Origin of the sequence: Mycolicibacterium setense (assembly GCF_000805385.1) — a bacterium.
GTDB classification, from domain to species: domain Bacteria; phylum Actinomycetota; class Actinomycetes; order Mycobacteriales; family Mycobacteriaceae; genus Mycobacterium; species Mycobacterium setense.
The window spans coordinates 113,443-138,237 of sequence record NZ_JTJW01000003.1 but is presented as its reverse complement, the minus strand read 5'-3'; the positions used below and the strand labels follow the sequence as shown (position 1 = coordinate 138,237).

23 protein-coding genes are annotated in these 24,795 nt (G+C 67.6%); 10 read left to right on the top strand and 13 right to left on the bottom strand.

The annotated features are described in order from the left end of the window. Nucleotides 1-4 precede the first annotated feature (4 nt). Genes QQ25_RS02225 through QQ25_RS02210 form a run of 4 tightly spaced genes read right to left on the bottom strand, consistent with a single transcriptional unit; the run spans nt 5 to nt 3,361 of the window. Nucleotides 5-490 carry a hypothetical protein gene (locus QQ25_RS02225; protein WP_101906373.1) on the bottom strand — a complete coding sequence of 162 codons (486 nt, stop codon included), beginning with the start codon at nt 488-490 and terminating at the stop codon, nt 5-7. Nucleotides 491-510: 20 nt separating this feature from the next. Next, nucleotides 511-2,373 (bottom strand): alpha/beta hydrolase, encoded by a 1,863-nt coding sequence (locus tag QQ25_RS02220; RefSeq protein ID WP_039376920.1) that lies wholly within the window; start codon nt 2,371-2,373, stop codon nt 511-513. A 1-nt stretch (nt 2,374) separates the two neighbouring features. Further along, nucleotides 2,375-2,683, bottom strand: coding sequence for a type VII secretion target (locus tag QQ25_RS02215; protein ID WP_039376918.1), 309 nt, complete (start codon nt 2,681-2,683; stop codon nt 2,375-2,377). A gap of 54 nt (nt 2,684-2,737) precedes the next feature. Further along, nucleotides 2,738-3,361: a TetR/AcrR family transcriptional regulator gene (locus tag QQ25_RS02210; protein ID WP_029106377.1), complete on the bottom strand. Its 624-nt coding sequence runs from the start codon at nt 3,359-3,361 to the stop codon at nt 2,738-2,740. 158 nt (nt 3,362-3,519) lie between these two features. Here QQ25_RS02210 and QQ25_RS02205 point away from each other — a divergent pair, with 158 nt between their 5' ends. Then, nucleotides 3,520-4,716, top strand: coding sequence for an amidohydrolase family protein (locus tag QQ25_RS02205; protein WP_039376916.1), 1,197 nt, complete (start codon nt 3,520-3,522; stop codon nt 4,714-4,716). A gap of 3 nt (nt 4,717-4,719) precedes the next feature. Here the strand turns inward: QQ25_RS02205 and QQ25_RS02200 are convergent, their stop codons facing one another. Next, the gene (locus QQ25_RS02200; protein WP_039312879.1) at nt 4,720-5,859 is read right to left on the bottom strand and encodes a glycoside hydrolase family 3 N-terminal domain-containing protein; all 1,140 of its coding nucleotides are present in this window, start codon (nt 5,857-5,859) and stop codon (nt 4,720-4,722) included. Nucleotides 5,860-5,962: 103 nt separating this feature from the next. Between QQ25_RS02200 and QQ25_RS29985 the strand changes: the two genes are divergently transcribed. Continuing rightward, nucleotides 5,963-6,136, top strand: coding sequence for a DUF2613 domain-containing protein (locus tag QQ25_RS29985; RefSeq protein ID WP_003891682.1), 174 nt, complete (start codon nt 5,963-5,965; stop codon nt 6,134-6,136). Nucleotides 6,137-6,176: 40 nt separating this feature from the next. Then, a complete protein-coding gene (locus tag QQ25_RS02195; RefSeq protein WP_201774201.1) occupies nt 6,177-10,457 on the top strand; it encodes an alpha-(1->3)-arabinofuranosyltransferase in 4,281 nt (1,426 codons plus the stop codon). Between the two features lie 393 nt (nt 10,458-10,850). Here QQ25_RS02195 and QQ25_RS02190 read toward each other — a convergent pair whose 3' ends face one another. Genes QQ25_RS02190 through QQ25_RS02180 form a run of 3 tightly spaced genes read right to left on the bottom strand, consistent with a single transcriptional unit; the run spans nt 10,851 to nt 14,113 of the window. Next, entirely contained in the window at nt 10,851-11,792 is a 942-nt protein-coding gene (locus tag QQ25_RS02190; protein WP_039376914.1) for a R2-like ligand-binding oxidase, read from the bottom strand. Between the two features lie 14 nt (nt 11,793-11,806). Next, nucleotides 11,807-12,472, bottom strand: coding sequence for a TetR/AcrR family transcriptional regulator (locus QQ25_RS02185; protein ID WP_039376911.1), 666 nt, complete (start codon nt 12,470-12,472; stop codon nt 11,807-11,809). Nucleotides 12,473-12,526: 54 nt separating this feature from the next. Further along, the gene (locus QQ25_RS02180) at nt 12,527-14,113 is read right to left on the bottom strand and encodes an MFS transporter (RefSeq protein ID WP_039312870.1); all 1,587 of its coding nucleotides are present in this window, start codon (nt 14,111-14,113) and stop codon (nt 12,527-12,529) included. Nucleotides 14,114-14,153: 40 nt separating this feature from the next. On the opposite strand from QQ25_RS02180, the gene QQ25_RS02175 reads away from it, so the two are divergent. After that, entirely contained in the window at nt 14,154-14,471 is a 318-nt protein-coding gene (locus tag QQ25_RS02175) for a GNAT family N-acetyltransferase (RefSeq protein ID WP_039376910.1), read from the top strand. Here QQ25_RS02175 and QQ25_RS02170 read toward each other — a convergent pair. Genes QQ25_RS02170 through QQ25_RS02160 form a run of 3 tightly spaced genes read right to left on the bottom strand, consistent with a single transcriptional unit; the run spans nt 14,468 to nt 16,442 of the window. Further along, nucleotides 14,468-15,082 carry a class I SAM-dependent methyltransferase gene (locus QQ25_RS02170; protein WP_039376908.1) on the bottom strand — a complete coding sequence of 205 codons (615 nt, stop codon included), beginning with the start codon at nt 15,080-15,082 and terminating at the stop codon, nt 14,468-14,470. The two genes, QQ25_RS02175 and QQ25_RS02170, sit on opposite strands and share 4 nt — an antisense overlap. A 4-nt stretch (nt 15,083-15,086) precedes the next feature. Then, nucleotides 15,087-15,725, bottom strand: coding sequence for a hydrolase (locus tag QQ25_RS02165; RefSeq protein ID WP_039312858.1), 639 nt, complete (start codon nt 15,723-15,725; stop codon nt 15,087-15,089). 39 nt (nt 15,726-15,764) lie between these two features. Continuing rightward, on the bottom strand, nt 15,765-16,442 hold the full coding sequence (locus QQ25_RS02160; RefSeq protein WP_039376907.1) for an isochorismatase family protein: 678 nt from the start codon (nt 16,440-16,442) through the stop codon (nt 15,765-15,767). A 124-nt stretch (nt 16,443-16,566) separates the two neighbouring features. Here QQ25_RS02160 and QQ25_RS02155 point away from each other — a divergent pair, with 124 nt between their 5' ends. From QQ25_RS02155 to QQ25_RS02145, 3 genes are read left to right on the top strand one after another with little or no spacing between them, the layout of a single operon-like run. Further along, a complete protein-coding gene (locus tag QQ25_RS02155; protein ID WP_039377703.1) occupies nt 16,567-17,037 on the top strand; it encodes a MarR family winged helix-turn-helix transcriptional regulator in 471 nt (156 codons plus the stop codon). Beyond that, complete coding sequence (locus QQ25_RS02150; protein WP_039312851.1) at nt 17,034-17,450, top strand: PPOX class F420-dependent oxidoreductase; 417 nt, start codon at nt 17,034-17,036, stop codon at nt 17,448-17,450. The genes QQ25_RS02155 and QQ25_RS02150 overlap by 4 nt, the downstream gene beginning before the upstream one ends. A gap of 19 nt (nt 17,451-17,469) precedes the next feature. After that, nucleotides 17,470-18,441, top strand: a complete 972-nt coding sequence (locus tag QQ25_RS02145; RefSeq protein WP_039376906.1) for a phosphotriesterase family protein — start codon at nt 17,470-17,472, stop codon at nt 18,439-18,441. 30 nt (nt 18,442-18,471) lie between these two features. On the opposite strand, the gene QQ25_RS02140 is transcribed toward QQ25_RS02145, so the two are convergent. After that, nucleotides 18,472-19,590 (bottom strand): acyltransferase family protein, encoded by a 1,119-nt coding sequence (locus tag QQ25_RS02140; protein ID WP_234711850.1) that lies wholly within the window; start codon nt 19,588-19,590, stop codon nt 18,472-18,474. A gap of 250 nt (nt 19,591-19,840) precedes the next feature. On the opposite strand from QQ25_RS02140, the gene QQ25_RS02135 reads away from it, so the two are divergent. Continuing rightward, a complete protein-coding gene (locus QQ25_RS02135) occupies nt 19,841-21,037 on the top strand; it encodes a cell envelope lipid trafficking protein PgfA (RefSeq protein ID WP_039312845.1) in 1,197 nt (398 codons plus the stop codon). Continuing rightward, nucleotides 21,034-22,716 (top strand): MmpA family trehalose lipid delivery protein, encoded by a 1,683-nt coding sequence (locus QQ25_RS02130; protein ID WP_276014181.1) that lies wholly within the window; start codon nt 21,034-21,036, stop codon nt 22,714-22,716. Before QQ25_RS02135 ends, QQ25_RS02130 begins: the two co-directional genes overlap by 4 nt. Before the next feature lie 21 nt (nt 22,717-22,737). Here QQ25_RS02130 and QQ25_RS02125 read toward each other — a convergent pair whose 3' ends face one another. Beyond that, complete coding sequence (locus QQ25_RS02125) at nt 22,738-23,907, bottom strand: glycosyltransferase family 4 protein (RefSeq protein WP_039312842.1); 1,170 nt, start codon at nt 23,905-23,907, stop codon at nt 22,738-22,740. A 33-nt stretch (nt 23,908-23,940) separates the two neighbouring features. Here QQ25_RS02125 and QQ25_RS02120 point away from each other — a divergent pair, with 33 nt between their 5' ends. After that, on the top strand, nt 23,941-24,744 hold the full coding sequence (locus tag QQ25_RS02120; RefSeq protein ID WP_039376904.1) for a class I SAM-dependent methyltransferase: 804 nt from the start codon (nt 23,941-23,943) through the stop codon (nt 24,742-24,744). The last annotated feature ends 51 nt before the right edge of the window (nt 24,745-24,795 follow it).

Below are 24,795 nucleotides of genomic sequence, written 5' to 3'. Positions count from 1 at the left end.
TCGGCTAATCGTCGTTCGCGCAGGGCGAGGTGGCCCGGACTGTCAGCACATACCCGTCGCTGCCTCGGTTTTCTGCCTTGGCGAAAACGACGTAGCCGCGGGCATCACGGTAGGTCTTGTCGTTGGGAGGTTCTGGGTCCGGCCGGGTCCAGGGCACAGGTTCGAAGCCCTCACCCACCAGGGCGTGGATACGATTGAAGACGGCCTCGACGAGCTCGGGCGCCGGATCGCGTATCCATTCGTAGACCTGCACCTTCCACGGCGGGCCGACCGACATCAACGCCTCGTCTGTGCGGCACCCGATCTTCCGCGCCAGGGCGGGGTTGGGGTCGACCGGCTTGTCGAGGATGGTCGATACATAACCGGCCGCGGTGCGTGCGGCCTCGGTGACGGTCAATGAAGTGGGTTGCATCGTCGCCTCGTCCTCGGTGGGCGGCCGGTCCTCGGGGGAAGGCCCGCAGGAACTGGTGAGCATCACCATCACCGCCATGAAAAGTACTGTGAGTAGTCTCATTTGACCGGTATTCGTGGTCCGCGATCCGGATTGTCGGTCACGCGCGGATTGTCCCACGGATTTTGCCGTCGATCGTAGGATCCGTCATCGTCCCAAGGAAGTTCGGGGATCTTGGGACCGGCTTGGGCCCGACCCTGATCGGAGGCTTCTGCCCGGAAGTTGCCGTCATCGCCGACGTCGATATCGACGTAGTTGCTCTCGATACCGCGCTCCACATAGCCGGTGACCTCACCGCCCTGGATTACCGCCACCATGTTCCGGAACGCATCGGATTCATAATCGTCCCAATACTTTCCGTGTGCATCCTGACCCACGATCACCTCGTTGGCGTGCTCACCTTCCCGGCCGTAATACCCGGTGTCCAGACGAGTGACGCCAGGAATCCGGTCCGGATCGGTCGCCGACGGCAGACCACCCAGCGGATTGCCGACCTGCCCGTCGACCGTCTGCGGAATCCCGGGTATCCCGCTGGGGATCGGGACATCGCGCGGCAACGACTGCACCACCGAGATCGGGTCTCCGGGCGCGGTCATCGAGTAACGCTGCACATTCGGGTTCGGGTTGGTGTATTCCCCGGTGAGGATTCCCGTGCCGGCCGAGGACGCGTGCAGGATTCGGTCGGCGCGCAACCCCATCTGCTCAGCGGTCCCGACGATGGCACCGCCGTAGGAATGGCCGATATAGGTGACGGGTGTACCCGGCGCTCCCGCACCCACCGCCCGGTCGATCTCGTGGCCGAACGACACCAGCTTGGGAGCCATCGACGCGGCGTAGGACGGGTCGGCCGCCTTGTCCAGGCCCTGCGGAAAGTCGTCACCCATGTACAGAAAAACCGGCGAACCGCTCTGCGCGGCCAGTTCCACCGCAGATGCGTGATTCGAGCCGCTGCCGTTCAGGTTGGTGTTGGTGCCGGGCACCACTACGCCGACGCCGTTGATGCCGGGCTTGATGTCGCCGATCATCTCGATCATCCGGCCGTTGCCCTCGGTGGAGAACGCGACGAACTTGCGTGGTACCAACTGTCCGCTGTTGTTGGGATCCTTGATCGGGGTGAGCATGGCCTGCAGTTGCTTGACCCGGGCGTCATCCGGTGGCTGCTTCTTCAGCTCCTCGGCCAATGCGTTGCGGATGTTGATGTTGTTGGCTTCGATCCTGGTGTCGAACGGCACGCCATCGGTGTTGCCCATCGCCTGCGGATCGGCGAGCACCATCTCGTGCAACGTTTCCGGGCTCAGCCCGGCGAGGAACGCGGCCCGCTCATCCGGTGTCATCCCTGCCAGCCGGTCGACCAGTGACTGCGGGCCGGTCGGCGCGGGCGACTCCGTCGCTCCCGGCCCGCTGAGCGCCGCTGCGGCGTCGCGTACCTGTTGCCCGACCTTGTCGTCGGTGCTTTCGAACTGCGCCAGCATGGTCTGCAGATCCAGAGATGCGTTCGCAGCCAGCGCTTGCAGCAGCATCCGGTTCACCGGACTCAACCTGGCGAAGATGTCGAGTGCGCTGCCGGGACGGACCGACACCGTTCCATCGTCGGCGACCTGCCACCCCTGCCCTTGAAGCCGGCCGACGGTACTCACGATGCGGCTGCGTTGCTGCACCAGTTCGCCACCGCCGTCCTGCAAGGCGGAACTCAGCGTGCCGAGCGCACCATGGAGCCGCTGCATCCGTTCCAATGACGCTGTGGCACTTGCGATGGCCGCATCTGCCGAGCTACCTGTCCACCCGGCCCGCAGCTTGTCGATGATGGCGCGCTGCTGATCCATCTGTGCCGCCAGCTCGGCGGCCCGGCTGCCGACGGCGGCGCCGCTGTGCACCAGCGCCTCAGGGTTGGAGGCTTCCACCTGAGAGATAGAAACCGGCATGTCAATCCATTGCGCGGGCTGAGTCGATCAGCTGACGTGCGGACGCGTCATCGACTTGCTCGAACACGTTGGCCGCATGGCCCAGTTTGTTGGCATGTGCACCGAGATCGCTGCCGAGGGCGTTGGCCGCGCCGTCCACGACCGGAGAGACCTGACCACAGGCGGCACCACTGCGCAGCCCGGGCATGGCGGCGGCCGCGGCGCTCAGCGGTTGCCCGAGCCCGAGTGCTGCGACAGCCTCACCCACCGCGGTCTCGGCTGCGGCAGCCGACCGCAGCCCGGCCGGGTCAACCTTCAGCTCAGAACCCATATTGGAAGCGTAATGCCGCCGGCAGGGGGCTCAGGACAGCAATTTCAGCCGGACCTAGCCGGTGGAAACCGACTGCGTGCCCGCGTCGGACGGGGTGCCCTTCAGGCCGCGCCAGAACAGATTGATCATCAACTCGGCGGCCTCGTTGACGTCGGCGTCGCCCGTGCTGACCCGGCTGGCGATCGCCTCGCCCGCACCCACCAGCGCCACCGCCATCATCTCGAAGTCACTGTCCGGCTGCGGATTACGGGTACCGGTGCTGAGCAGGCGGGCCACCAGGTCGATGATCCGCTCACGGCCCTCACGGACGGTGTGCGCGAAGGCCTGCGAGCTGGTGGCCTGGGTATAGAGCACCATCCAGGAAGCGCGATTGGCGTCGATGTAGGTGAGGAACGCCAGCACGGCGCTGCGCAGCAGGTCCTTGGGGCTCTGGGTGAAGTCGATCTCGCCGCGCACGACGTCCACGAAGCGGGTGAGCTCGCGGTCCAGGCAGGCGCCGAACAACTCCTCCTTGGAGCCGTAATAGAGATACAGCATCGGCTTCGAGATCTCGGCCTCCGCGGCGATCGCGTCCATCGAGGTCTCGTGGTATCCGTTGACCGAGAAAATCTGCACCGCGGCGTCGAGCATCTGCTGTTCACGCACGGCCCTCGGCAGCCGCTTCGTTCCACCTGCCATCCGAACAGGATAAGCGCCCGTTTGACGGTCGGGTTCTTTCCGGCACAGCTGAGCACCGGGCCTGGAACTCGCCGCGGTGGTGTACTACGTCGACGGCAGCGTTTCGGCGATCGCCGACACCGCCGCACGAGAGGTCGATGCGAAGGAGGTCGCCCGTCATGCCGGATGCGGACATCACCGGCCCGACCATCGACGTGTTCGACGGAGTACACGATGCGGTGCCCGAGACGCTGGCCGCACATCTGCGCACCGTCAGGCTCATCGATCATCACGTGCACGGGACATTCCACACGCCCGTCGACCGCGCCGGTTTCGAGGCCGCCATCAACGAGGGGTCGACAGCTCCGATCCCGGATTTCATGACCCAGTTCGACTCACCGCTCGGTTTGTCGATCCGGCGTTGGTGCGCACCGATTCTCGGGCTGCCTGCCCAAGCCGGGGCCGACGAGTACTGGAAGCGCCGCACTGACTTCACGCCCGACGAGTTGGCCGCACTCATGTTGCCGCCCGCCGGCGTCGAACGCTGGATCGTCGACACCGGGTTCCAGGGTGACCTCATCACCTCGCCGCAGCGGCTCTCCGAGCTCAGCGGCCGGCCCTCCTCAGAAATCCTGCGATTGGAGCAGCTGGCCCAGAACCTGCTGGAGTCCGGCACCAGCCCTGAGGCATTCCCCGACGCATTCCGGGCGGCGCTGTCGACGGCAGCGCACGCGCCGGGAACGGTCGGCACCAAGACGATCGCGGCCTACCGCACCTCGTTCGACATCGACTGGGCCAGGCCGGCCGATCACCTGGTGATCGAGCACGCCCGGGAGCTGGCGGCGCGGGACTCGCAACGGGTGGACAGTCCGGTGCTGGTCGCGTTCGGGGTACACGAGGCCGCCGATCACGGCCTGCCCATCCAGGTCCACGTCGGGTTCGGCGACCGCGATCTCGACCTGCACCGCACGGACCCGATGTTGTTGCTGCCCTTGCTGCGCACCATGGCGCCAGTCCCGGTGATGCTGCTGCACTGCTACCCGTACCACCGTCAGGCCGGTTATCTGGCCCAGGCCTTCGACCACGTGAACTTCGATGTGGGCCTTGCCGTCAATCACCTGGGGGCACGTTCGGGCGCCGTGATCGCCGAAGCCTTGGAGACCGCGCCGTTCGCCAAACAGCTCTATTCATCGGACGCGTTCGGCCCACCTGAACTGCACCTGCTCGGTTCGGTGTTGTGGCGCCGCGCGATGGGTCTGACGCTGGGCGAGTGGGTGCGCACCGGGGACTGCAGCGAGGTCGATGCGATCCGCATCGTCGACATGATCGGCGTCCACAACGCCGATCGCGTCTACGCGCTACCGGTCAGCCGGTGACCGTCAGCAGTGCACCCCGCCCTTGGCGTCGGCGTTGCGCTGCACCGCGGCGTCGACGGCGGCCTGGTTCAGCTGGCCGTCGGCCAGTGCCTTCTCCAGGCCGTCCAGCACTGCGGGCACCTCATCGGTGGTGATCCACAGCGCGTTGTCGGCCCCGGCCTGCAATGCCTTGAGCACCGCCGCGGCCACGCCGTAGCGCTGGTTGATCGCCGCCATGCTGGACAGGTCGTCGGTGTAGATGACGCCGTTGAAGCCGGGACCGCCGTAGTTGCCCGAGCGCAACAGGTCATAGGCGGCGGGGCTCAGGCTCGCCGGATCCGCTCCGGTCAGGCCCGGCACCTCGAGGTGTCCGACCATGACCGCGACCGGGGCCTGCGTGGTCAACGTGTGGTACGGCACGAGATCGTTGGTCTGCAGTTCGGACAGCGGCGGCGTGGTGACGGCACCGGCGGTGTGCGAGTCACCCGACCCATGACCGTGTCCCGGGAAGTGCTTGAGCACGGGGAGCACCCCGGCGTCCCGAAGCCCGCGGGCGTAGGCGCCGGCGTACTCGGTGACCTTGGCCGGGTCGTCTCCGAAGGACCGGTCGCCGATGACGGTGTCATCGGCGTCCGAGGTGACGTCGACGACGGGCGCGAAGTCGACGGTGATCCCGAGGTTGCGCATCTTCTGTCCGCGCTCCCGAGCGATCCCGTACACCTCGTCGACGGATTTGGTCTGGGCCAGCACCCGCGCCGAGGGCTGCTCGCCGATCAACGAGGACAACCGGGACACCCGGCCGCCTTCCTCGTCGACGGTGACCGCGAGCGGCAGCGGGCCTGCGGCCGAGATATCGGGCAAGGATCCGTCGGTGAGCATCGACAGGTCGGTCCAGCTGCCGATCATGATGCCGCCGACATGCTGCTCGGACACCACCGAACGAGCGTCGGCCCCATCTTTGACGCCTACTGTCAGCAACTGCGCCAGCTTGTCGCGGGGCGACAGACTGGCAAGGTCGCAGACCGGAGCTGCCGGCATCGGCGCGTGGGTGGACATCGGCTTGGTGTCCGAGGATTGAGACTCGGGTGCCGGGGTGCTCGGGGAGCAGGCCAGCAACAGTCCGGACAGCGCTGCGAAAGTGGCGACGAGGCGCGGTGAGGCCATGGGCCCCGACCTTAGCCGCTGAGCACGCGGTAATCGATTCTCCGCGTGTCGATCGATGTCCGCCTCGCACGGATTCCGGGGGTCTCCATGTTAGGTTGGCCGGGTGAACCGGTTTGTCGTTCCCTCCGCGGCCAGCATTGTCGTCGGCCTGCTGTTGGGGGCGGCTGCCGTCTTCGGTGTGACGTTGATGGTGCAGCAGGACACGAAGCCTCCGCTGCAGGCGGGCGACCCTGCGTCATCGGTGCTCAACAGGGTCGAGTACGGCGACCGGTCCTAGCTTGGATGTGCCGCTGACGCGGCGGGCATCTGACTCGCCACTGTCGCGGCGCTGGTTGTGGGTGGTCGCCGCCGCGACACTGCTCCTGACTTTCGCCCAGTCGCCCGGAGAGATATCACCCGATACGAAGCTCGACCTCACCGCGAATCCGCTGAGGTTCCTGGCGCGCGCGTTCAATCTCTGGAACAGCGATCTGCCGTTCGGGCAGGCGCAGAACCAGGCCTACGGCTACCTCTTCCCCCACGGCACCTTCTTCCTCGCCGGTGACCTGCTCGGAATTCCCGGCTGGGTGACCCAGCGCTTGTGGTGGGCACTGCTGTTGACGGTCGGCTTCTGGGGGTTTCTGCGCGTCGCCGAAGCCCTGGGCATCGGCAGTACCACCTCCCGGATCCTCGGTGCGCTGGCGTTCACGCTGTCACCGCGCGTGCTGACCACCCTCGGCGCGATCTCGTCGGAGACGTTGCCGATGATGCTGGCACCGTGGGTGCTGCTGCCGGTCATCCTTGCGCTGCGTGGACAGCACAATCTGCGGCTCATGGCCGCCCGGTCCGCGGGCGCGGTAGCCCTGATGGGTGCGGTGAACGCGGTCGCCACACTGACCGGTTGCCTGGCCGCGATCATCTGGTGGGCCTGCCACCGGCCGAACCGGTTGTGGTGGCGATTCACCGCCTGGTGGGCACTGTGCGGCGCGCTGGCCGTCACATGGTGGGTGGTGGCGCTGGTGCTGCTGGGCCGGATCAGCCCACCGTTCCTGGACTTCATCGAATCCTCCGGCGTCACCACACAGTGGATGTCGCTGACCGAGATGCTGCGCGGCACCCACACCTGGACGCCCTTCGTGGCACCTACCGCGACTGCCGCGGCCTCGCTCGTGACGAGCACGGTGGCGGTGCTGGCGACCACCCTGGTGGCCGCCGCGGGGTTGGCCGGGCTCGCACTGCGCTCGATGCCCGCGCGGGGCCGGTTGATCACCATGCTGTTGATCGGTGTGGTGCTGCTGGGCCTGGGCTACTCCGGCGGGCTGGGCTCCCCGATCGGGACCGCCGTTCAAGACTTCCTGGACGGAACCGGCACCCCGCTGCGCAACCTGGCCAAGCTCGATCCGATATTGCGACTGCCACTGGCACTGGGCGTGGCCCATCTGCTCGGCCGGATTCCGTTGCCGGGCAGCGCACCTCTGCCGGTATGGGTGCGGGCGTTCGCCCGGCCCGAGCGCGACAAGCGGATCGCGGTGGCCATCGTGGTGCTCGCAGCCATGGCAGCCGGAACCTCGATCGCCTGGACGGGCCGCATCGCCCCGGCCGGAACGTTCACCGCGATTCCGCAGTACTGGCACGACACCGCGGCCTGGCTTGACGAGCACAACACCGGCGGGCAGGAGCGCGGCGACCCGGGGATCGGCACCGGCGGGCAGGAGCGCAGCGACCCGGGGATCGGCACCGAGCGGGGCCGGGTGCTGGTCGCGCCCGGCGCCCCGTTCGCCACCCAGACCTGGGGCAACAGCCACGACGAACCGTTGCAGGTACTCGGATCCAGCCCGTGGGGCGTTCGGGATTCGATACCGCTGACACCGCCGGAGACGATTCGCGCCCTGGATTCGGTGCAGCGGTTGTTCGCCGCAGGCCGGCCCTCCCCCGGACTTGCCGACAGCCTTGCGCGGCAAGGCATTTCTTACGTTGTGGTGCGCAACGACCTCGATCCCGACGTGTCCCGGTCGGCCCGCCCCGTTTTGGTGCACCGATCGATCGAAGGGTCCCCCGGACTGACCAAGGTGGCCGAGTTCGGTGACCCGGTTGGACCGGGGATGTTGGAGGGCTTCGTGGCCGACAGCGGCCTGCGTCCGCGATATCCCTCCGTCGAGATCTACCGCGTCGAAACCGGCGGAACCAACCCGGCCGCGCCCTACCTCGTCGACGCCGACGCGATGACCCGGGTGGCCGGTGCTCCCGAGGCGCTGCTGCGTCTGGACGAACGCCGACGCCTGGTCGGCAAGGCTCCGCTGGGGCCGATGCTGCTGACCGCCGACGCCCAGCGGGCCGGGCTGCCCGTCCAACCGGACGGATCCGCCGGGTTGATCGTCACCGACACCCCGACGGCACGAGAGATCGACTACGGCCGCGTCGACGACCACGCGTCGGCGATCCGCGCGCCCGAGGACGCGCGGCACACCCACAATCGGGTCCAGGACTATCCCTCCGACGGGGCCGCGCCGGTCTACGGCAAGTGGAACGGCGGACGGATATCGGTGTCGAGTTCCGCGGCGGACTCCACCGCCCTGCCCAACGTCGCGCCGGCCACCGGGCCCGCGGCGGCCGTCGACAGCGACGGTTCGACATCGTGGGTGTCCAACGCCCTGCAGGCCGCCGTCGGCCAGTGGCTGCAGGTCGATTTCGACCATCCGGTCACCAACGCCACGCTGACCATCACCCCCAGCGCGACGGCGGTCGGTGCTCAGGTGCGCCGCATCGAGGTGGCCACCGCCACCGGCACCAGCAGCCTGCGTTTCGACACCGCAGGCCAGCAGTTGACCGTGCCGCTGCCGGTCGGCGAGACGCCGTGGGTACGGGTGACCGCGGTCGCCACCGACGACGGTTCCGCCGGGGTGCAGTTCGGCATCACCGACCTGTCCGTCACCAAGTACGACGCGTCGGGATTCGCGCACCCCATCAATCTGCGGCATACGGTCGAGGTGCCCTCACCACCTGCGGATTCCGTTGTCGCACAATGGGATCTGGGCACCGAGCTGCTGGGCCGGTCTGGCTGCGCCGACAGTCCGGTCGGGGTGCGGTGCGCCGCGGCGTTGGCCCTGGCCTCCGAGGAGCCCGTCAACCTGAGCCGCACGCTGTCGGTGCCCGCCCCCACCGAGGTCGAGCCGACGGTGTGGATCCGGTCGCGCCAGGGACCCAAGCTGGCCGATCTGGTCGCCCAACCCGGGACCACGCGCGCTTCCGGTGACGCCGACCCGATCGATGTGCTCGGCTCGTCATTCGCCGCCACCGACGGTGACCCGCGAACGTCCTGGACCGCGCCGCAACGCGTTGTTCAGTTCAAGGCCCCGCCCACGCTGACCCTGAAATTGCCCGCGCCGACCGAAGTGGGCGCGCTGCGCATCGATCCCGGTGCCAACGAACCGCCCGCGCACCCGACGCTGGTGTCGATCGACCTCGGCGACGGTCCACAGGTACACAAGCTGACCGGCAACGGTGATGTACAGACCGCGAAGCTCAAACCGCGGGTGACCGACACCATCACCGTGTCGTTGTTGGGCTGGAACGACATCATCGACCGCACCTCTCTGGGCTTCGACCAGCTCAAGCCACCCGGTTTGGCCGAACTGACCGCCCTGGACGTCCGCGGCAAGCCCATCGCCGCGGCCGACTCCGCCGCCAATCGCAAACGGACGGTGTCACTTCCGTGCGGGCAGGGTCCGATCATCGGCGTCGCCGGGCAGTTCGTTCAGACCTCGGTGCAGACCACGGTGGGCGCGCTGCTCGACAGCGCTCCGATTGCGGCTCGCCCATGCCGGACCGGCCCGATCTCCCTGCCCGCGGGTCAGCAGGAGCTCCTGGTCAGCCCGGGCTCGGCATTCGTCGTCGACGGTGTGGTGCTGAATACCCCGGCCGCCACCCAACTGCGCACGGCGACAACAACTCCCGTCGACACCCCGGTGTGGTCGGCGGATCGTCGCCAGGTGCAGGTGCCGCCGTCGTCCGATGCCCGGGTGCTGGTGGTGCCCGAGAGCGTGAATCCCGGCTGGGTCGCCCGCAACGCCGACGGGATCGCGCTCACCCCGGTGAAGGTCAACGGATGGCAGCAGGGCTGGATTATCCCGGCCGGGTCGGACGGTCCCGTGACACTCTCCTTCCCGTCGAACCGGCCCTACCGCATCGGGTTGATCGGCGGGCTCGCGCTGCTGCCGGTGCTGGCGTTGCTGGCACTGTGGCCGGCCCGGCGGCGCGGTCCGGATCTCGAACCGGTGCGGACATGGCAGCCGGCCCCCATGCTCGTCGGTGCCGCGGTGCTCGCCGTCGGCACGGCCATCTCCGGCCTGCCGGGACTACTGGTCGCCGGCGCCGCGGTCGGGTTGCGCTACCTGTTGCGCGATCGCGTCATCTGGCGCGAGCGGCTGACCGTGGCAGTGGCGGCGGGCGGGTTCATCCTCGCGGGGGCGACGCTGAGTCAATACCCGTGGCGGTCGGTGGACGGCTATGTCGGACACTCGCCGTGGGTGCAGTTCCTCGCGCTCCTGTCCGTCACGTTCGTCGCCGCATCGACGATCACGCCTCAGCAAACTCCTGAGCCAACATCGAAACCCGGCTGAGCTGGGCCTGCGCCGAATCCTTCCGTGTAGCGGTTGACAACACGGGTATGCGGTACTTACGGTACCGGCACGCGGGGCGCAGTCCCGGAATTCGCTTTGCTGCGTGGGGGATGACAGGAAGCGGACCAGGATGGCGCCCGACTGGATGCAGTAACTGCACGTCAGTTTACGGCCGACTCTTCGGAGTTAGCTGTGTTCGCGTGGTTGCGCATTAAATGGTGCGTACGGCGTGCGGTGTCGGCGGCGGAGGGGTTCGCCGACACCGCATTGTCCGTGGTTCCGACGTCCCGCATCCACGTCGCCCCTGCGGGTTGTGGCGGTTTTTGCGGCAAACTCGTCGGAAACCCGCCGGAAACCCGCCAGAACCCCTCGGAATCCGTGGCCTCGGCGGGATCAGGCCGTGGCCGCCAGGGCCTTTGCGTCCTCGTCGGCGAAGGTGTCCTCCAGCGTGAGTGGCGAGTAGTCGAGATCGATCTCCTCGAGCGGCCGGCCTCTGGCGCTGCTGATGGTGCCGAACCGGCGCATGCCCTTGTCCGCGGAATACTGCATGAACTCTTCCTGCACCAAGCCGAACGGGATGTCCGGTGCGTAGAGGGCAAATCCCTCTTCGGTGAGCCGCAGCGCCAGCGGGATGAGCTCGTTCATCCGCTCCTCGAAAACCGCCCAGTTGGCGTCGTCGGCCGCGATGTGACGCCGGCAGGTGAAGGTGCCCCATGCCATGTGGCGGCGTTCGTCATCCCCGATCCGCCGGACCAGCTCCTGCATGCCGGGCAGGATCCCCCGGTCGACGCAAATCTTGTGCCACGCATAGTATCCCGTGAGCGCGAGCATTCCTTCGACGATGTGGTTGTAGGTCACCGATGCCCGCACCTGGGCGGCCGGCGACGGGTCGGCGTACAACGCTTCGAGCGACGCAGGCAGCTCCTCGTAGAACACCTGCCGGTACGCCGGCAACTCGTCGAAGTAGTTGTGCAGATCATCTGTGACGCCGACGGCGTCGAGCCACATCCGGAACACCTGCGTGTGTTTGGCCTCCTCGAAGGCGAACTGCGTCAGGTACATCTCGTCGCCCAGGCGGCCCTCCGCCCGCATCGCAGTCATGAACGGCTGGATGTCCTTGGTGACGGCTTCCTCGCCCGCGATGAACTCGGCGCACAGCCGGGTGGCGTACTCGCGTTCCCGATCCGTCAGCGCCTCCCAGTCCGCCCGGTCACGCGAAAAGTCGATATCGGCCGGGTTCCAGAACTTGGCGTTCCCTCCCGCGAACAACCGCAACGGCACACTGTCCCAATTGAGACCGCCTTTGGCCAGCGAACCGAACTTTGTGTGAGACATGGGAATTGACCTCCTCAGGTCTGGCGGACTGGTTGATCAGAGGCTGAGAATGCGGCCGACAACACCCCGACGAGGCGGCGTACGGCCAGTGCCGGTTGTTCCGGGGTCGGCTCATCGAGGCCGAGAACCGGATCCATGCCGCGCACATAGGGCGCGAGCGCCAGGTGCGGAATGATCATCAACAGCAGCGACAACAACGCGTCCGTATCGGCGTCCGCCCGCAGGTCACCCCGGTTCTGCGCGTCCCGGACCAGCGGGCGCAGCACCTCGAGATAGTGACGGTGGATCACCGTGCGCACGCTGACGCGGGCATCCGTGTCCACCTCGAAGCTCGCCGCGGCGTGCAGCGAGCGGTCCTGCGGGTGGTCGGCGAAGTAGGCCACCCAATCGTCGAGCAGGTCGGTGAGGAACTCGAAGAACGGGCGGCTCGAATCGAGGGCGCGGATGCGTTCCTCCATGTACGCACGCACGCGCTGGCTGCCGATGTCGGCGATGAAGGCGTACAGATCGCGCTTGTCCGCGAAGTACTGGAACAGGCTGCCTTTCGCGACACCGGCTTTACGCGCGATGACGTTCAGGCTGCCGCGGGAGTACCCATGCGCCCCGAATTCCGCCTCGGCGGCATCCACCACCGCAGCTCTGCGAGCGGGATCCAAACGTGCCCAGGTGACTGTCGGCATATGACTCTCCAGCCTGTATGACCACTGGTCATACTACTGTGATCGGCCTCACAGTCAAGGAGTCTTCACCGCGATCAGGTGGTGCGAGACGGGCTCGCCCTCGACCCACCGCTCGACCGCCTGCTCGATGGCCAGGTCGTTGCCCGTCAGCCGGGTGCGGTGCTGTCGGACATGCTCATCCCAGGACCGCACCACGAACGCCTCGACGAACACGCGTTCGCGCTCCACAGCGCGGAACAACCGCCATTGGGTGGCCCCGGTGCGCTGCCGCGACCGGCCCAACACCCCCATGGCAGCGAAGAACTCGCTCTCGTGTTCGGGCTCCACCCGGTAAGAGGTCAACACCAGGACCGGGCCGTCTGGTGGCTCGGGCTCGAACACCAGGGCGGGTTCGGGCCAGTGCGCCGACGGGGTCAGATCCAGATCGCCGGTGCGAGCGTGCAACGGCCACCACCAGTCCGACACAGCGCAGAACACCAGCAGGGCCGCGCTGATCAGCAGTGCGGTGACGGTGCCGGCGGCACCGGCGACCAGACCCCACACCAGGGACCCGATGGCCTGCCCGCCCATGAAGGTCAACTGGTACACCGACAGCCCACGGGCCCGGACCCACGCGGGCAGACTCAACTGCATGGACGCGTTGAGAGTGGACAGCGCCAACAACCAGGATGCGCCGCCGAGGACGAGGGCCACCAGAACGACTCCGAAGTTGTGGACGAGTGCCAAAACCGCTGTGGCACCGGAAAATCCGAGCGCCGCGACGATCAACAACGTGTTCAGTCCGACGACGGACTGCAATCGGCCCAGGACGAGGGCGCCGAGCACGGCCCCCACCCCCAGCGCACCCAACAGCAGCCCGTAGCCGGACGAGGACAACCCCAGCTGCCTGTCCGCAACCACCGCGAGCAGGCCCCACAGCGCGCTGCCCGGCGCGATGAACAGCACCGCCCGCAGCAGAATCCGCCTGATGATCGGCGACCTGCGAATGAATCGGCCGCCGGCGCCGAGCGCGGCCAGCGGCCGCTCGGCGGGCAACAACTGTTCAGCGGCGGGGCGACGCCAGAGCAGCAGCACCACGACGATCCCGGCGAACGACACCGCGTTGAGCGCGAACACCAGCGTCGGACCCGACAGTGACACCAATGCTCCGGCGATCGCCGGACCGATGGCTCGAGCACCGTTCATACTCATGCTGCCCAACGCGGCGGCAGCTGGGATCTGTTCGCGGGGAACCAGATCCGGCTGGATCGCCTGCCAGGCCGGCGCCGTCAGCGCCTGCCCACAGCCGATCAGGAACAGCAGGGTGAGCAGCACAGTCGGGGTGGCCAGCCCGGCACCGGTCAGCGTCGCGAGCGCCGCCACCCCGGCGGCCATGGCGCCCTGGGTGGCCAGCAGCAACCGGCGCCGGTCGACCAGATCCGCGAGCACGCCCGACGGCAGGGCCAGCAGCATCACCGGCAGCGTGGTGGCGGTCTGCACCAACGGCACCAGCACCGGGGCCCGCGGATCCCCGACCAACATCCACTGGGCGCCCACCGTCTGCATCCACGTCCCCAGATTGGAGACGAACTGTGCGATCCACAGCGCCCGGTAGATCGGCGACGCCAACGGCGCCCACGTCGACGTTGCTCGGTCCGCCATCCCACTGATCGTGCCAGTGCCACTGCGGCATAGTGAGGACATGGCTGAAGTCCGCAACATTCCCGAAGCACGCCACTACGAGATCACTGTCGACAGTGAACATGCCGGCCTCGCGGCCTATGTCGACTCCGGCGATCAGCGCATCTTCTACCACACCGAGATCGACGACAAGTTCGGCGGCCGCGGCCTGGCGGGCGAACTGGTGTCCGCCGCCCTGACCGATGCCCGCGAAGCAGGCAAGCGCATAGTCGCCGTCTGCCCGTATGTCGCCAAGTACGTGCAGAAGCACCACGACTTCGACGACATCCTCGACCCGGCCACCCCTGAGGTGCTGGCCGTGGTCGAAGCCGCCAACTAGGCCTTCGTCGCGGTCACCAGGAACCCGGGCATCTGCGTGCGGCCTTCGGGTAAGGCCGCGTGCAACTGGGCCGGACGGATGTCGTCGACCCGCCAGTGCTTCGAAACCTCTTCGCGCAACTGATCTTCGGTGAACTGAGTCGGGCCCGGACCATCGTGCTCTGCGAATGCGCCCGTGCCGAAGGCCAGAACGTAGAACCGCGCACCGGGCGCGGCCGCGCGGTGCATCGAGTGCAGATAGCCGTCGCGTAGCTCATTCGGTAGCGCGTGCAGCAACCCGCTGTCGAAGATCGTGCCGAACCGCCCGTCATACCCGGTGAGCGACGAGATGTCGGCGGCGGCGAACGTCGCGTTTGGCAGGCCCCGTTCCTCGGCGGCCGCGGCTGCGGCCGCCACGGCTGTCGGGCTCAGGTCGATACCGACGACGGTGTGGCCACGCACCGCCACGGCCAGTGCCAGCTCGGCATGCCCGCAGCCGGCATCGAGCACTTCACCGCGTACCGCGCCGTCGGCATCGATGATCGCGGCGTACTCCGGCTGCGGCGCACCGATACTCCAGGCGGGCGCCTCGTCAGCCTGATATGCCTGGTCCCAGTCAATGCGATGGGTCATGTCGTCACTCCTTGTCGTAGGCGAACTGGATGCCGGCGGTGCCGCCGGTCTCGATGAACAGGTTGATGAACGCTGGAACCGTCTGGCCACGTGCCCAATCTCGTTGCAGCTCACAGAACAGCTGGGGAACGCTGATCAACGTTGCACCGGCCTGTTCGATTCGACGCAGGGCGGCCTCGTGCGCGGCGACCGACGTGCCTCCGACGGCATCCACCACCACGTATACCTCGTAGCCGTCCTTGAGGGCGTCGAGCGCCGGGAAGGTCAGACACGCTTCGGTCCACAGGGCGGTCATGATGAGCTTCTTGCGACCGGTCGCTTCGACAGCCTCGCGGAACTCGGTGTCCTCCCAAGAGTTGATCGTGGTGCGGTCGTAAGTGGGATGGTCGCCGAGCACGGCGCGCAGCTGTGGAATCGGCGGCTTGTTGAGGCCGGTCTTGACATTGACGGTCGAGTGGACGATCGGAAGACCGTAGGCCACCGCCGCCTTGGCCGCGCCGACGATGTTGTCGACCAGCAGTTGCCGGTCCATCGACGCGATCGAGTTCACTTGTACCGGTTGATAATCGATGATGACGAACGCCGCGTTCTGCGGCGTCAGCAATTGGTCCGTGACGGGGTCGCGAATAGGTTCGCTGGTCATGGCACTGCCCTTTCGGATTGTTGTGTGGTGGATCCGCCGTCAGACCGCGGCAGCCAGTTTTCGTTCAGCGTCGGCACCGGCACTGCCGGTGGCCTCGGCCTGCGCGCGGTCGTAGGACTCGATGAGCAACCGGTAGTTCGTCATGACCCCGGAGTACAGCTCCGCGAATTCGGCGGCCTCGGGACGGTTCCAGGTCCGCTGCACCTCGCTGGCGACGGCCGCGGTGTCGATCGGCACGGCGCCGGCCTGCACGAGTCGCGCCATCGCGGTCTGCTGCGACACCTGCGAATAGGTGCCGGAGGCGTCGATCACCGCATACACCTGATACCCGTCGGCGAGCGCGCTCAGCGCCGGCTCGACCAGGCAGACCGAGGTGATCACGGCAGCGATGACGAGGGTCTTGCGTCCGGTGGCGGCGACGGCTTCGCGGAAGGCCGGGGTGTCCCACGCGTTGATCTCGCCATTGCGCGGCACGTAGACGGCTTCGGGAACGATCTGGTGGATCTCCGGGATCAGCGGGCCATTGGGACCTTGGGGGACCGACGCTGTCGTGATGACCGGTAGGCCGGCCAGCTTCGCGAGTTTGGCCAGCGCCACAGCATGTTGGCGGACCTGGTCATGCGCCTGGTCGTTGACGACCTGGAACAACCCGGACTGGTGATCGATCAGCAGGACGACGGCGTCATCTGGGTCGATCAGGCCGAAATTGGTGGTCATGGCGAGCTCCCGTCAAAGTAGTTAAGATTTGTACTATCTGAAACTAGGCTTGAGTCCGGTTTATTTCAAGGAACGGCCGAAAAGAGGTTAAAATTAGAATCACTGAATCGAGGAGGTGACGGCGATGGCACAGCACCTGTCCACCGCGCAGGAGCGGGCCTGGCGGCCCTACATCGAGGCCAGCCTGCGGCTGGAGACCAAACTCGATGAACGGCTACGCGAGACGACCGGCCTGACGCTGATGGACTACCACGTGCTGATGCTGCTGTCGGAAGCTCCGCAGCACCGGCTGCGGATGAGCGAACTCGCCGACAAGATGGTGTTCTCCCGCAGCCGGATCACCTACCAGATCACCTCGATGACCAAGCGGGGGCTGGTTCTGCGCGAACCGGTTCCCGAGGATCACCGGGGGCACCGAGCCGTGCTCACCGCCAGCGGCATGGACACACTGCGCCAAGCGGTGCCGTTGCACACCCAATCGGTACACGAGCTCTTCTTCGACCACATTCGCCCCGGCGAACTCGACTGCGTCGAAAAGGTATTCAACCGGCTGCACCAATACCTGGAAGACCACGACAGGAAGCAGACATCATGACATTCACCGCTGCCGAACTCGCCTATCTGCGCGACCAACCGATCGGGCGGCTCGCCACGGTCGGCCGCAACGGCGACCCACAGATCCGACCGGTCGGTGTCCACCTGAGTCCCGACGAGGCCGGCATCGACATCGTCGGCCACGCCCTGGCGTCGACGCAGAAGTGGCGCAACGCGCTTCGCAATCCGCAGGTGGCGTTCATCGTCGACACGGTGCTCTCAGTACATCCACCCGAAGCTCGCGGAATCGAAATCCGCGGTACGGCAACGGTATTGCCGGGAGCGGGCACCACCGACGGCGGGCTGAGCGGCGACATCATCCGGATCGCGCCCCGCCGGATCATCAGCTGGGGACTCGACGGCGCGGGCACCGTTACCAGGGACTGGCCTGAATCCCCGCACACGGCGGACTGATCCACCTAGCATCGGGCTGGTGCCGACAGTCAACACCGCCCACGGAACCATCGACACCTCCGACCTCGGCGTCACCCTCATGCACGAGCACGTCTTCATCATGACGACCGAGCTGGTCCAGAACTACCCGGAGTCGTGGGGCGACGACGCCAGCCGGGAAGCCGATGCGATCGCGCGGCTCACCGAACTCAAATCCCGCGGCGTCGACACCATCGTCGACCTCACGGTGATCGGACTCGGCCGCTACATTCCGCGCATCGCCCGGATCGCCGAGGCCACCGACCTGAACATCGTCGTCGCCACGGGCTTCTACACCTACAACGACCTGCCGCTGGCCTTGCACTTCAACGCGCCCGCGGCGGGCCAGACCGACCCGATGACCGAGATGTTCGTCCGCGACATCGAACATGGCATCGCAGACACCGGGATCAAGGCGGCGATCCTCAAGTGCGCCACTGACGAGCCGGGTGTCACCCCCGGCGTCGAGCGCGTTCTACGGGCCGTCGCCCAGGCCCACCGACAGACCGGCGCACCGATCACCACCCATACCCACGCGGGCACCCGGCGCGGTCTGGAGCAGCAGCACATCTTCGCCGCCGAGGGTGTCGACCTTTCCCGGGTGGTGATCGGGCACTCGGGCGACACCACCGACATCGGTTATCTCGAAGAGTTGATCGCCAACGGTTCCTACATCGGCATGGACCGCTTCGGCGTCGACGTCTACCTACCGTTCGAGGAGCGGGTGGCAACCGTCGCGACCATGTGCGAGCGCGGCCACGCCGCGAAGATGGTGCTCTCCCACGACACTTGGTGCTATTTCGACGCGCTGCCCGATGAGATGACCGCGACAGCGTTGCCCAACAGTCATTACCTGCACATCCACGACGACGTCCTGCCCGCGCTGCGTGAGCGCGGGGTCACCGAGGAACAGATCACCACGATGCTCGTCGACAACCCGCGCCGGATCTTCGACCGCAAGGGCGGGTACTGAGATGACCCACGCCCGCCGTGCGCGGCGAGGTCATCGCGCGACCGGGGCGGGCTCGGGCTGGTCGGTGATCGAACTGTCCAACGGCGGCACCGGCCTCTCGTTCCGGTATTCCCAGCGCCGCAACGCCTCCCGGCACGGTGATTCCACCAACGCGTAACTCACGGCGGCCAGCGCGAAGCCGAACACCATGGTCAGCACCAACACCACCAGCATCTGGCCGTTGAACAGGAACTCGCCGATCATCGGGAAGACCATGGCCAACGCCGCGAGGTGCCAGACGAACAGCCCGTAGGACCAGCGGCCCAGCGTGACCATCACCCGGTTGCCCAGAATCCGGTGCCGGGTGTCCGGCCGGTCGAGCACCAGCGGAGCCAGCAGCGCGCCGGCGACGATCGCGCCCATCGCCGTTTTCAGCGTCACCTGGCCGACCGAGCCCGGGCGCAGCCCTTCCAGGCCGGCCAGCGGCGACGCGGCGATCCCGAACGCCACCGCGGCGATGACGCCCATCAGCACCCGGCGCCGGGCCAGCCGGTGCACCCAGCCGAATGGGCTCACCGTGAGTTCAGCGAGCACCATGCCCGCCGCGAACCAGGAGAAGAACGCCGGCGGCCAGTTCCACGGGTTGAGCCCGGTGGTGCCGGAGAACGGGATGCGCACCCACAACAGGCTCAGCGCCGCCAGGGCAATGATCACGCCGATGCGGGCCCGCACCGGCAGCCGCCGCGCCAACAGCGCCAGCACCGGCAGCGCCAGATAGAAACTGACTTCGACCGACAGACTCCACATCTGGGTCAGCCCCGCGGTCAGCGTCAGCGGCACATAGATCTGGGTCAGGGTCAGGTTCGCCAGCCACACCGTCAGATCGGCCTTGGCCTCCGGAAGCAACAGGATGATCACCACCACGGCCACCACATAGCCCGGCATGATGCGCACGATGCGGGAGCGCAGGTAATGACCGCTGCGCGGACGCGGCCGCAGACCGCGGGCGGCCGCGGCATGACCGCGCCACAGCAGGAAACCCGAGAGCGCGAAGAACACCGCGACCGCGAGGTCGAATCGGCCGAAGAACCGGCCGCTCACCCCGGTGGTGTGTCCGGTCTGGAAGGCGACGTGGGTGAGCACCACACCCATGGCCGCGCACGCGCGCATGCCTTCGACGGCCGGCAGGAAGCTACGGGTTCCGCCGACCCCCGAATCCGACCCGGAATCCTGACCGGTTTCCGGGTCCGATACTCCGGTCGCCACGGCGACCAGTGTGCCGCGCCGTGGCAACCCCGCCAAACTGCGGGTCAACGCACCTCCGGGATGTCACCGGAGTAAGTGATGGCCTTAAATAGTGCTGTTAGGGTCGAACGGGTTTGCCTCACGACGAGTTGGCCCACACTGAAGGAGGCCCGGTTTGAACCGCGCAGTGGCGCTGCGTATCGCGGCATGCGGACTGATGGGGCTGGGTGCAGCCCTGCTGATTGCCGCACTGTTGCTGACCACCTACACCAAGGGCAAGATCGCCAAGATCCCGCTCAACTTGGATGCGAGCCTCGTCAGCGATGGGACCGCGACCGCTTTCGATCCTGAATCGCTGGTGGCCCCGAAATTCTCCGTCGACCGCAATGTGCCGGTGGCACTGCAGCAACAGGTCAGCGTGGAGTCTCCGTCGAACGCCGAGGTGGTGACCCTGCAGGTGGGCAGCACCTTGCGGCGCACCGATCGGCAGAAGGACTCCGGCCTGCTGCTGGCGCTGGTGGACACCGTCACCATGAACCGCAGCACCGCGCTGGCCGTGTCCAGCGACAACAACCCCGGCGGGGCATTGCAGAAGCCGCGGGCCATCGAGGAGGAGAAGCCTCCGACCAACGTCGCGCTGCCGCACGAGGGCCTGACCTACCGGTTCCCGTTCGACACCGAGAAGAAGACCTACCCGGTTTTCGACCCGATCGCGCAGAAGCCGTTCGACGCGAACTACGACGGTGAAGAAGACGTCAACGGGTTGACCACCTACCGGTTCATCCAGAACGTGGGCTACGACTCCGACGGCAAGCTGGCCGAGCCGGTGAAGTACTCATCGCTCTACGAAGACGACGCCGACAGTTCGGTCACCGCCAGCCCCGAGATGTGGGGTGTGCCCGGCGAACCCGACGAGCGGATCACGATGGACCGCTTCTACGCCGCGCAGCGCACCTTCTGGGTCGATCCGGTTTCGGGCACCATCGTCAAGGCGCAGGACCACGGCTACCAGTACTACGCACGTGACGCCCTCAAGCCAGAGGTGACCTACGTCGACTACAAGGTCACCTACAACGACGAGACCGTCGAATCCCAGGTCGCATCCGCTCAGGACGAGCGCGACCGGGTGTCGCTGTGGACCCGTGTCCTGCCGATCACGTTCGCCGCGCTCGGCCTGCTGGCCCTGGTCGGCGGCGCCGTCGTGGGTTCGTTCGCGGTGCGCGCCGAGTCCACGCTGATCGATCCCGGGCTCGACACCGCCGATCACGGCTTCTTCGACACCCAGGGCTTCCAGGTCCCGGGAGCCGAGGCCAAGACCGAGAAACTACCGGCTCAACGACCGTCCGACCTACCACCGGACCGGCCGCTCTGAGCTTGCGCTCTGCTGTGCTGCCGGCCTACGCGCTGGCATTGTCTCTGCTGATAACCGGGCCGCTTCTGGCGCCCGGTTATCTGCTTTTACGCGACGCGGTTTCCACGCCGCAGTCGTATCTGACCGATACCGCGCTGGGGCTCGGCGAGGCCGCTCCACGGGCGCTGCCCCAGGACTTCTTCGTCGCGATCACCTCCGCCGTGCTCGACGGCGGGGTGGTGGTCAAGGTCTTGCTGGTGGCCGGTCTGTGGCTGGCCGGTTGGGGCGCCGCTCGACTGGCCTCGACCGTCCTGGGATCGGGTTTGCCGGGCCAGTTCATCGCGGCGACGCTGGCCGTCTGGAATCCGTATGTGGCCGAGCGGTTGCTGCAGGGGCACTGGAGCCTGCTCGTCGGATACGGCTGCCTGCCCTGGGTGGCGGTGTGCGCGTTTCGGCTGCGCACCGAGCCACGTTCTGCCGTGGCCTGGGGATTGCTGTTCTGGATCGCGCTGGCCGGGTTGACGCCGACGGGTCTGATGCTGGCCGCGACGGTTGCCCTCGTGTGCGTCGCGGCGCCCGGGCCCGGCTGGGAACGCCTGCGGGTCGCCGCGCTCGCGTTGGGCGCCGCAGTGCTTGCCGCGACGCCGTGGCTGGTGGCCGCGGCTGTCGGCGGAACAGTGTCATCCCCGGAGTCGGCGGCCGGGGTTCACGCTTTCGCGGCCAGGGCCGAGCCCGGCCTGGCCACCGTGGGGAGCCTGGCCGGCCTCGGCGGCATCTGGAACGGCGGCGCCGTACCCGACTCGCGCGCAACGCTTTTCGCGGTGGTGGCCACTGTGGCGCTGCTCGCCATCGTCGCCCTCGGGGTGCCCGTCGTGATCCGCAACCGCTGCGCGGTACCGCTGCTGATCCTGGCCGGCGCCGCGGTACTGATCCCCGCTGCGATGGCCACCGGTCCCGGACTGGAGTTCGTCGACGCGACGATCCGGGCGGTGCCCGGGCTCGGTGTGTTGCGTGACGGCCAGAAATGGGTGGCCCTGGCCATGCCCGGCTACGTGCTGGCCGCTGCCGCCGCGCCGGTCACATTGCGCCGGGCGCGGGTGCCCGTGGCCGCTTCGGCCGCGGTGGGTTGCGCGGCGCTGATCGCGGTGTTACCCGACTTGGCCTGGGGTGTGGGCAACCAGATGCGCGCGGTTCAGTACCCGCCGGGCTGGGCCGCCGCGGCGGAGCAGATCAACGCCGACCCTCGGCCGGTGGTGGCGTTGCCACCGGACAGTATGCGTCAATTCTATTGGGCTGGAAGTGCTCCCGTGCTCGACCCGCTGCCCCGCTGGCTGCGCGCCGAGGTGCTGACGACCGGTGATCTGCTGATCGGTGGCCAGGTGGTCCCCGGAGAGGGAACGCGGGCCCGCGCGGTGCAGGACCTGCTGCGCTCAGGCGCAGACCGGCAGGCGGTGGCCGACGCCGGTGTCGGCTGGTTGGTAGTCGAAACCAACGGTGCGCCGGCGAAACTCGATCTGCCGGTGGCCTATCGGGATGGCGATATCGCCGTGTACCGGCTAGGCGGTGATCGAGCGGCCTCGCCTCACCGAAGCCTGTTGATCGCCGCACACCTGGTATGGCTGCTCGCCCTCGTCGGCGGGGCGGTCGGGATGGCCGTCAGCTCCTGGCGCGTACCAGGACGATCAGGCCGACTCACTTAGCGGCGGCGCGTCGGCAGCGGACTACACCAGCCCGCTGACGTACTGGCCCTCGTGCACGCATCCCAGCACGGCGCGCATCGCGTCCGCGCTGAGCCTCCAGGAGAATTCCTCACTCCGGGTCTGCGCCTTGCTGCCCAGCTGCACGCGCATGACCGGGTCACTCAAAAGCTGACGGATGCCGGCGACCAGAGCGTCGCGATCCTCGACCAGCAGCCCGGTGACCCCGTCGACGATCGAATCGGTCAGCCCACCGGACGCGCGATAGCCGATGGTGGGCACCCCGTGTTGGGCTGCCTCGGTGACGGCAAGCCCCCAACCTTCCTTGCGCGACGGCAGCACGTGCACCCAACTCTGCTGCAGCACACGGTGTTTGGTCTCTTCATCGACGTGACCGTGGAATGTCACGGAGTCCGTGATGCCCAGCAATCTGGCGTATTCGACCAGCCGCTGCTGCCACCATCCACCGCCGAGGATGTCCAGGTGCAGTCCCGGCACCTCGTCGCGCAGTGCCGCGACCGCCTCGAGCGCGTCCTCGATCTGCTTGTGCGGCACGAGCCGTGACAGCACAACGAGCCGCGGGCTGGTCGACCGGGGCAGCTCCAGTGTGCGGCCGGGAGCCTCGTCGAGCCCGTTGCGCACCACCGCGATCCGGCCGGAATCCACGCCGAGCTCATTGAGGTCACGGGCCGAGGGCAGTGACACGGTGACGTACTGGTTGCGACGGTGCAGCCGCGGGGAGAGCTTGGACTCGACGAACCAGCCGATGCGGCCCTTCATCGGGCCGGCCACCGGCCACAGTTCGCGGTGGCAGTGGTGCACCAGCACCGCGACCCGGCGGCCGAACGCCAGCCGCGCCAGAAACGGCAGCCCGTTCTGGGTGTCGACCACCACGTCGGGGCGGACCCCTCGCAACGGCCCGAGGCCGACGCGGGCGGCGACCATGGCCAGCCCGGCCCAGATGTAGACGCTGTAGGGGCCGCCCGCCCGGTTGATCTGCACACCGTCGACCACCTCGCGGCGAGCCGCTCCGGGGTAGCGCGCGGTGCGCAACGTGACGTTGACACCGTCGTCGGCCAGGCAGGCACCGATCCGCTGCAGATAGGCCTCGCTGCCACCGCCCTGGGGATGCCCGGTATCGCGCCAGCACAAGAGCAGGACGCTCCGCAGGCGTGGATCAGGACGGGCAGACATCGTGTTGAGGGTACCGGTCAGTAGGTTGGTCAGGTGCAGCCCAGCAACATCTCGGCGCGCTTCGCCCGCCGGGCAACCCTGAGCCGATCGGTGCGTCTGCTGGCGCAATTCCGGTTCGAGCAGAGCGAACCGGCCCGGTTTTACGAGGCACTGGCCACCGACACCGTCGCCTTGACCACCGACCTGTGGACGGCGGCCACCGGCGAATCCCCGTCCGGCCGCACAGTCCTCGACGTCGGCGGTGGGCCCGGCTACTTCGCGTCGGCGTTCGAACAGGCCGGCATGCACTACATCGGGGTGGAACCCGACCCCCGCGAGGCGCATGCCGGAGCCGCGAGAGCGGCCACATCCGGCCCGAGCCCGGCCGCACATGCCGCGTCAGGCACCTTTGTCCGGGCCTCCGGGATGGCCCTGCCGTTCGCCGACGACAGTGTCGACGTCTGCCTGTCCTCGAACGTCGCCGAGCACGTGCCGCACCCGTGGCGGCTGGGCAACGAGATGCTGCGGGTGACCAAACCCGGCGGGCTGGCGGTGTTGTCCTACACGGTGTGGCTCGGCCCGTTCGGCGGCCACGAGATGGGGTTGACGCACTATCTGGGCGGAGCCCGGGCCGCCGAGCGCTACACCCGCAGACACGGTCACCGACCCAAGAACGACTACGGCTCGTCGTTGTTCGCGGTGTCGGCGGCCGACGGCCTGCAATGGGCCCACGCCACCGGATCACTGGTCGCCGCATTTCCCCGCTACCACCCACGATGGGCGTGGTGGATGACGTCGGTGCCGGGGTTGCGGGAGTTCTTGGTGAGCAATCTGGTGCTGGTTCTGCAGCCTCGGTGAACCGACCAACTGGAACAGGTTCTCGTTTGGCCGAAATCTGGGTAGTGTGAC

Excerpts from the sequence above, each read along its gene's own strand:
- QQ25_RS02225 (WP_101906373.1), bottom strand. The coding sequence starts at position 490 with ATGGCGGTGATGGTGATGCTCACCAGTTCCTGCGGGCCTTCCCCCGAG.
- QQ25_RS02220 (WP_039376920.1), bottom strand. The coding sequence starts at position 2,373 with ATGCCGGTTTCTATCTCTCAGGTGGAAGCCTCCAACCCTGAGGCGCTG.
- QQ25_RS02215 (WP_039376918.1), bottom strand. The coding sequence starts at position 2,683 with ATGGGTTCTGAGCTGAAGGTTGACCCGGCCGGGCTGCGGTCGGCTGCC.
- QQ25_RS02210 (WP_029106377.1), bottom strand. The coding sequence starts at position 3,361 with ATGGCAGGTGGAACGAAGCGGCTGCCGAGGGCCGTGCGTGAACAGCAG.
- QQ25_RS02205 (WP_039376916.1), top strand. The coding sequence starts at position 3,520 with ATGCCGGATGCGGACATCACCGGCCCGACCATCGACGTGTTCGACGGA.
- QQ25_RS02200 (WP_039312879.1), bottom strand. The coding sequence starts at position 5,859 with ATGGCCTCACCGCGCCTCGTCGCCACTTTCGCAGCGCTGTCCGGACTG.
- QQ25_RS02190 (WP_039376914.1), bottom strand. The coding sequence starts at position 11,792 with ATGTCTCACACAAAGTTCGGTTCGCTGGCCAAAGGCGGTCTCAATTGG.
- QQ25_RS02185 (WP_039376911.1), bottom strand. The coding sequence starts at position 12,472 with ATGCCGACAGTCACCTGGGCACGTTTGGATCCCGCTCGCAGAGCTGCG.
- QQ25_RS02180 (WP_039312870.1), bottom strand. The coding sequence starts at position 14,113 with ATGGCGGACCGAGCAACGTCGACGTGGGCGCCGTTGGCGTCGCCGATC.
- QQ25_RS02175 (WP_039376910.1), top strand. The coding sequence starts at position 14,154 with ATGGCTGAAGTCCGCAACATTCCCGAAGCACGCCACTACGAGATCACT.
- QQ25_RS02170 (WP_039376908.1), bottom strand. The coding sequence starts at position 15,082 with ATGACCCATCGCATTGACTGGGACCAGGCATATCAGGCTGACGAGGCG.
- QQ25_RS02165 (WP_039312858.1), bottom strand. The coding sequence starts at position 15,725 with ATGACCAGCGAACCTATTCGCGACCCCGTCACGGACCAATTGCTGACG.
- QQ25_RS02160 (WP_039376907.1), bottom strand. The coding sequence starts at position 16,442 with ATGACCACCAATTTCGGCCTGATCGACCCAGATGACGCCGTCGTCCTG.
- QQ25_RS02155 (WP_039377703.1), top strand. The coding sequence starts at position 16,567 with ATGGCACAGCACCTGTCCACCGCGCAGGAGCGGGCCTGGCGGCCCTAC.
- QQ25_RS02150 (WP_039312851.1), top strand. The coding sequence starts at position 17,034 with ATGACATTCACCGCTGCCGAACTCGCCTATCTGCGCGACCAACCGATC.
- QQ25_RS02140 (WP_234711850.1), bottom strand. The coding sequence starts at position 19,590 with ATGCGCGCGTGCGCGGCCATGGGTGTGGTGCTCACCCACGTCGCCTTC.
- QQ25_RS02125 (WP_039312842.1), bottom strand. The coding sequence starts at position 23,907 with ATGTCTGCCCGTCCTGATCCACGCCTGCGGAGCGTCCTGCTCTTGTGC.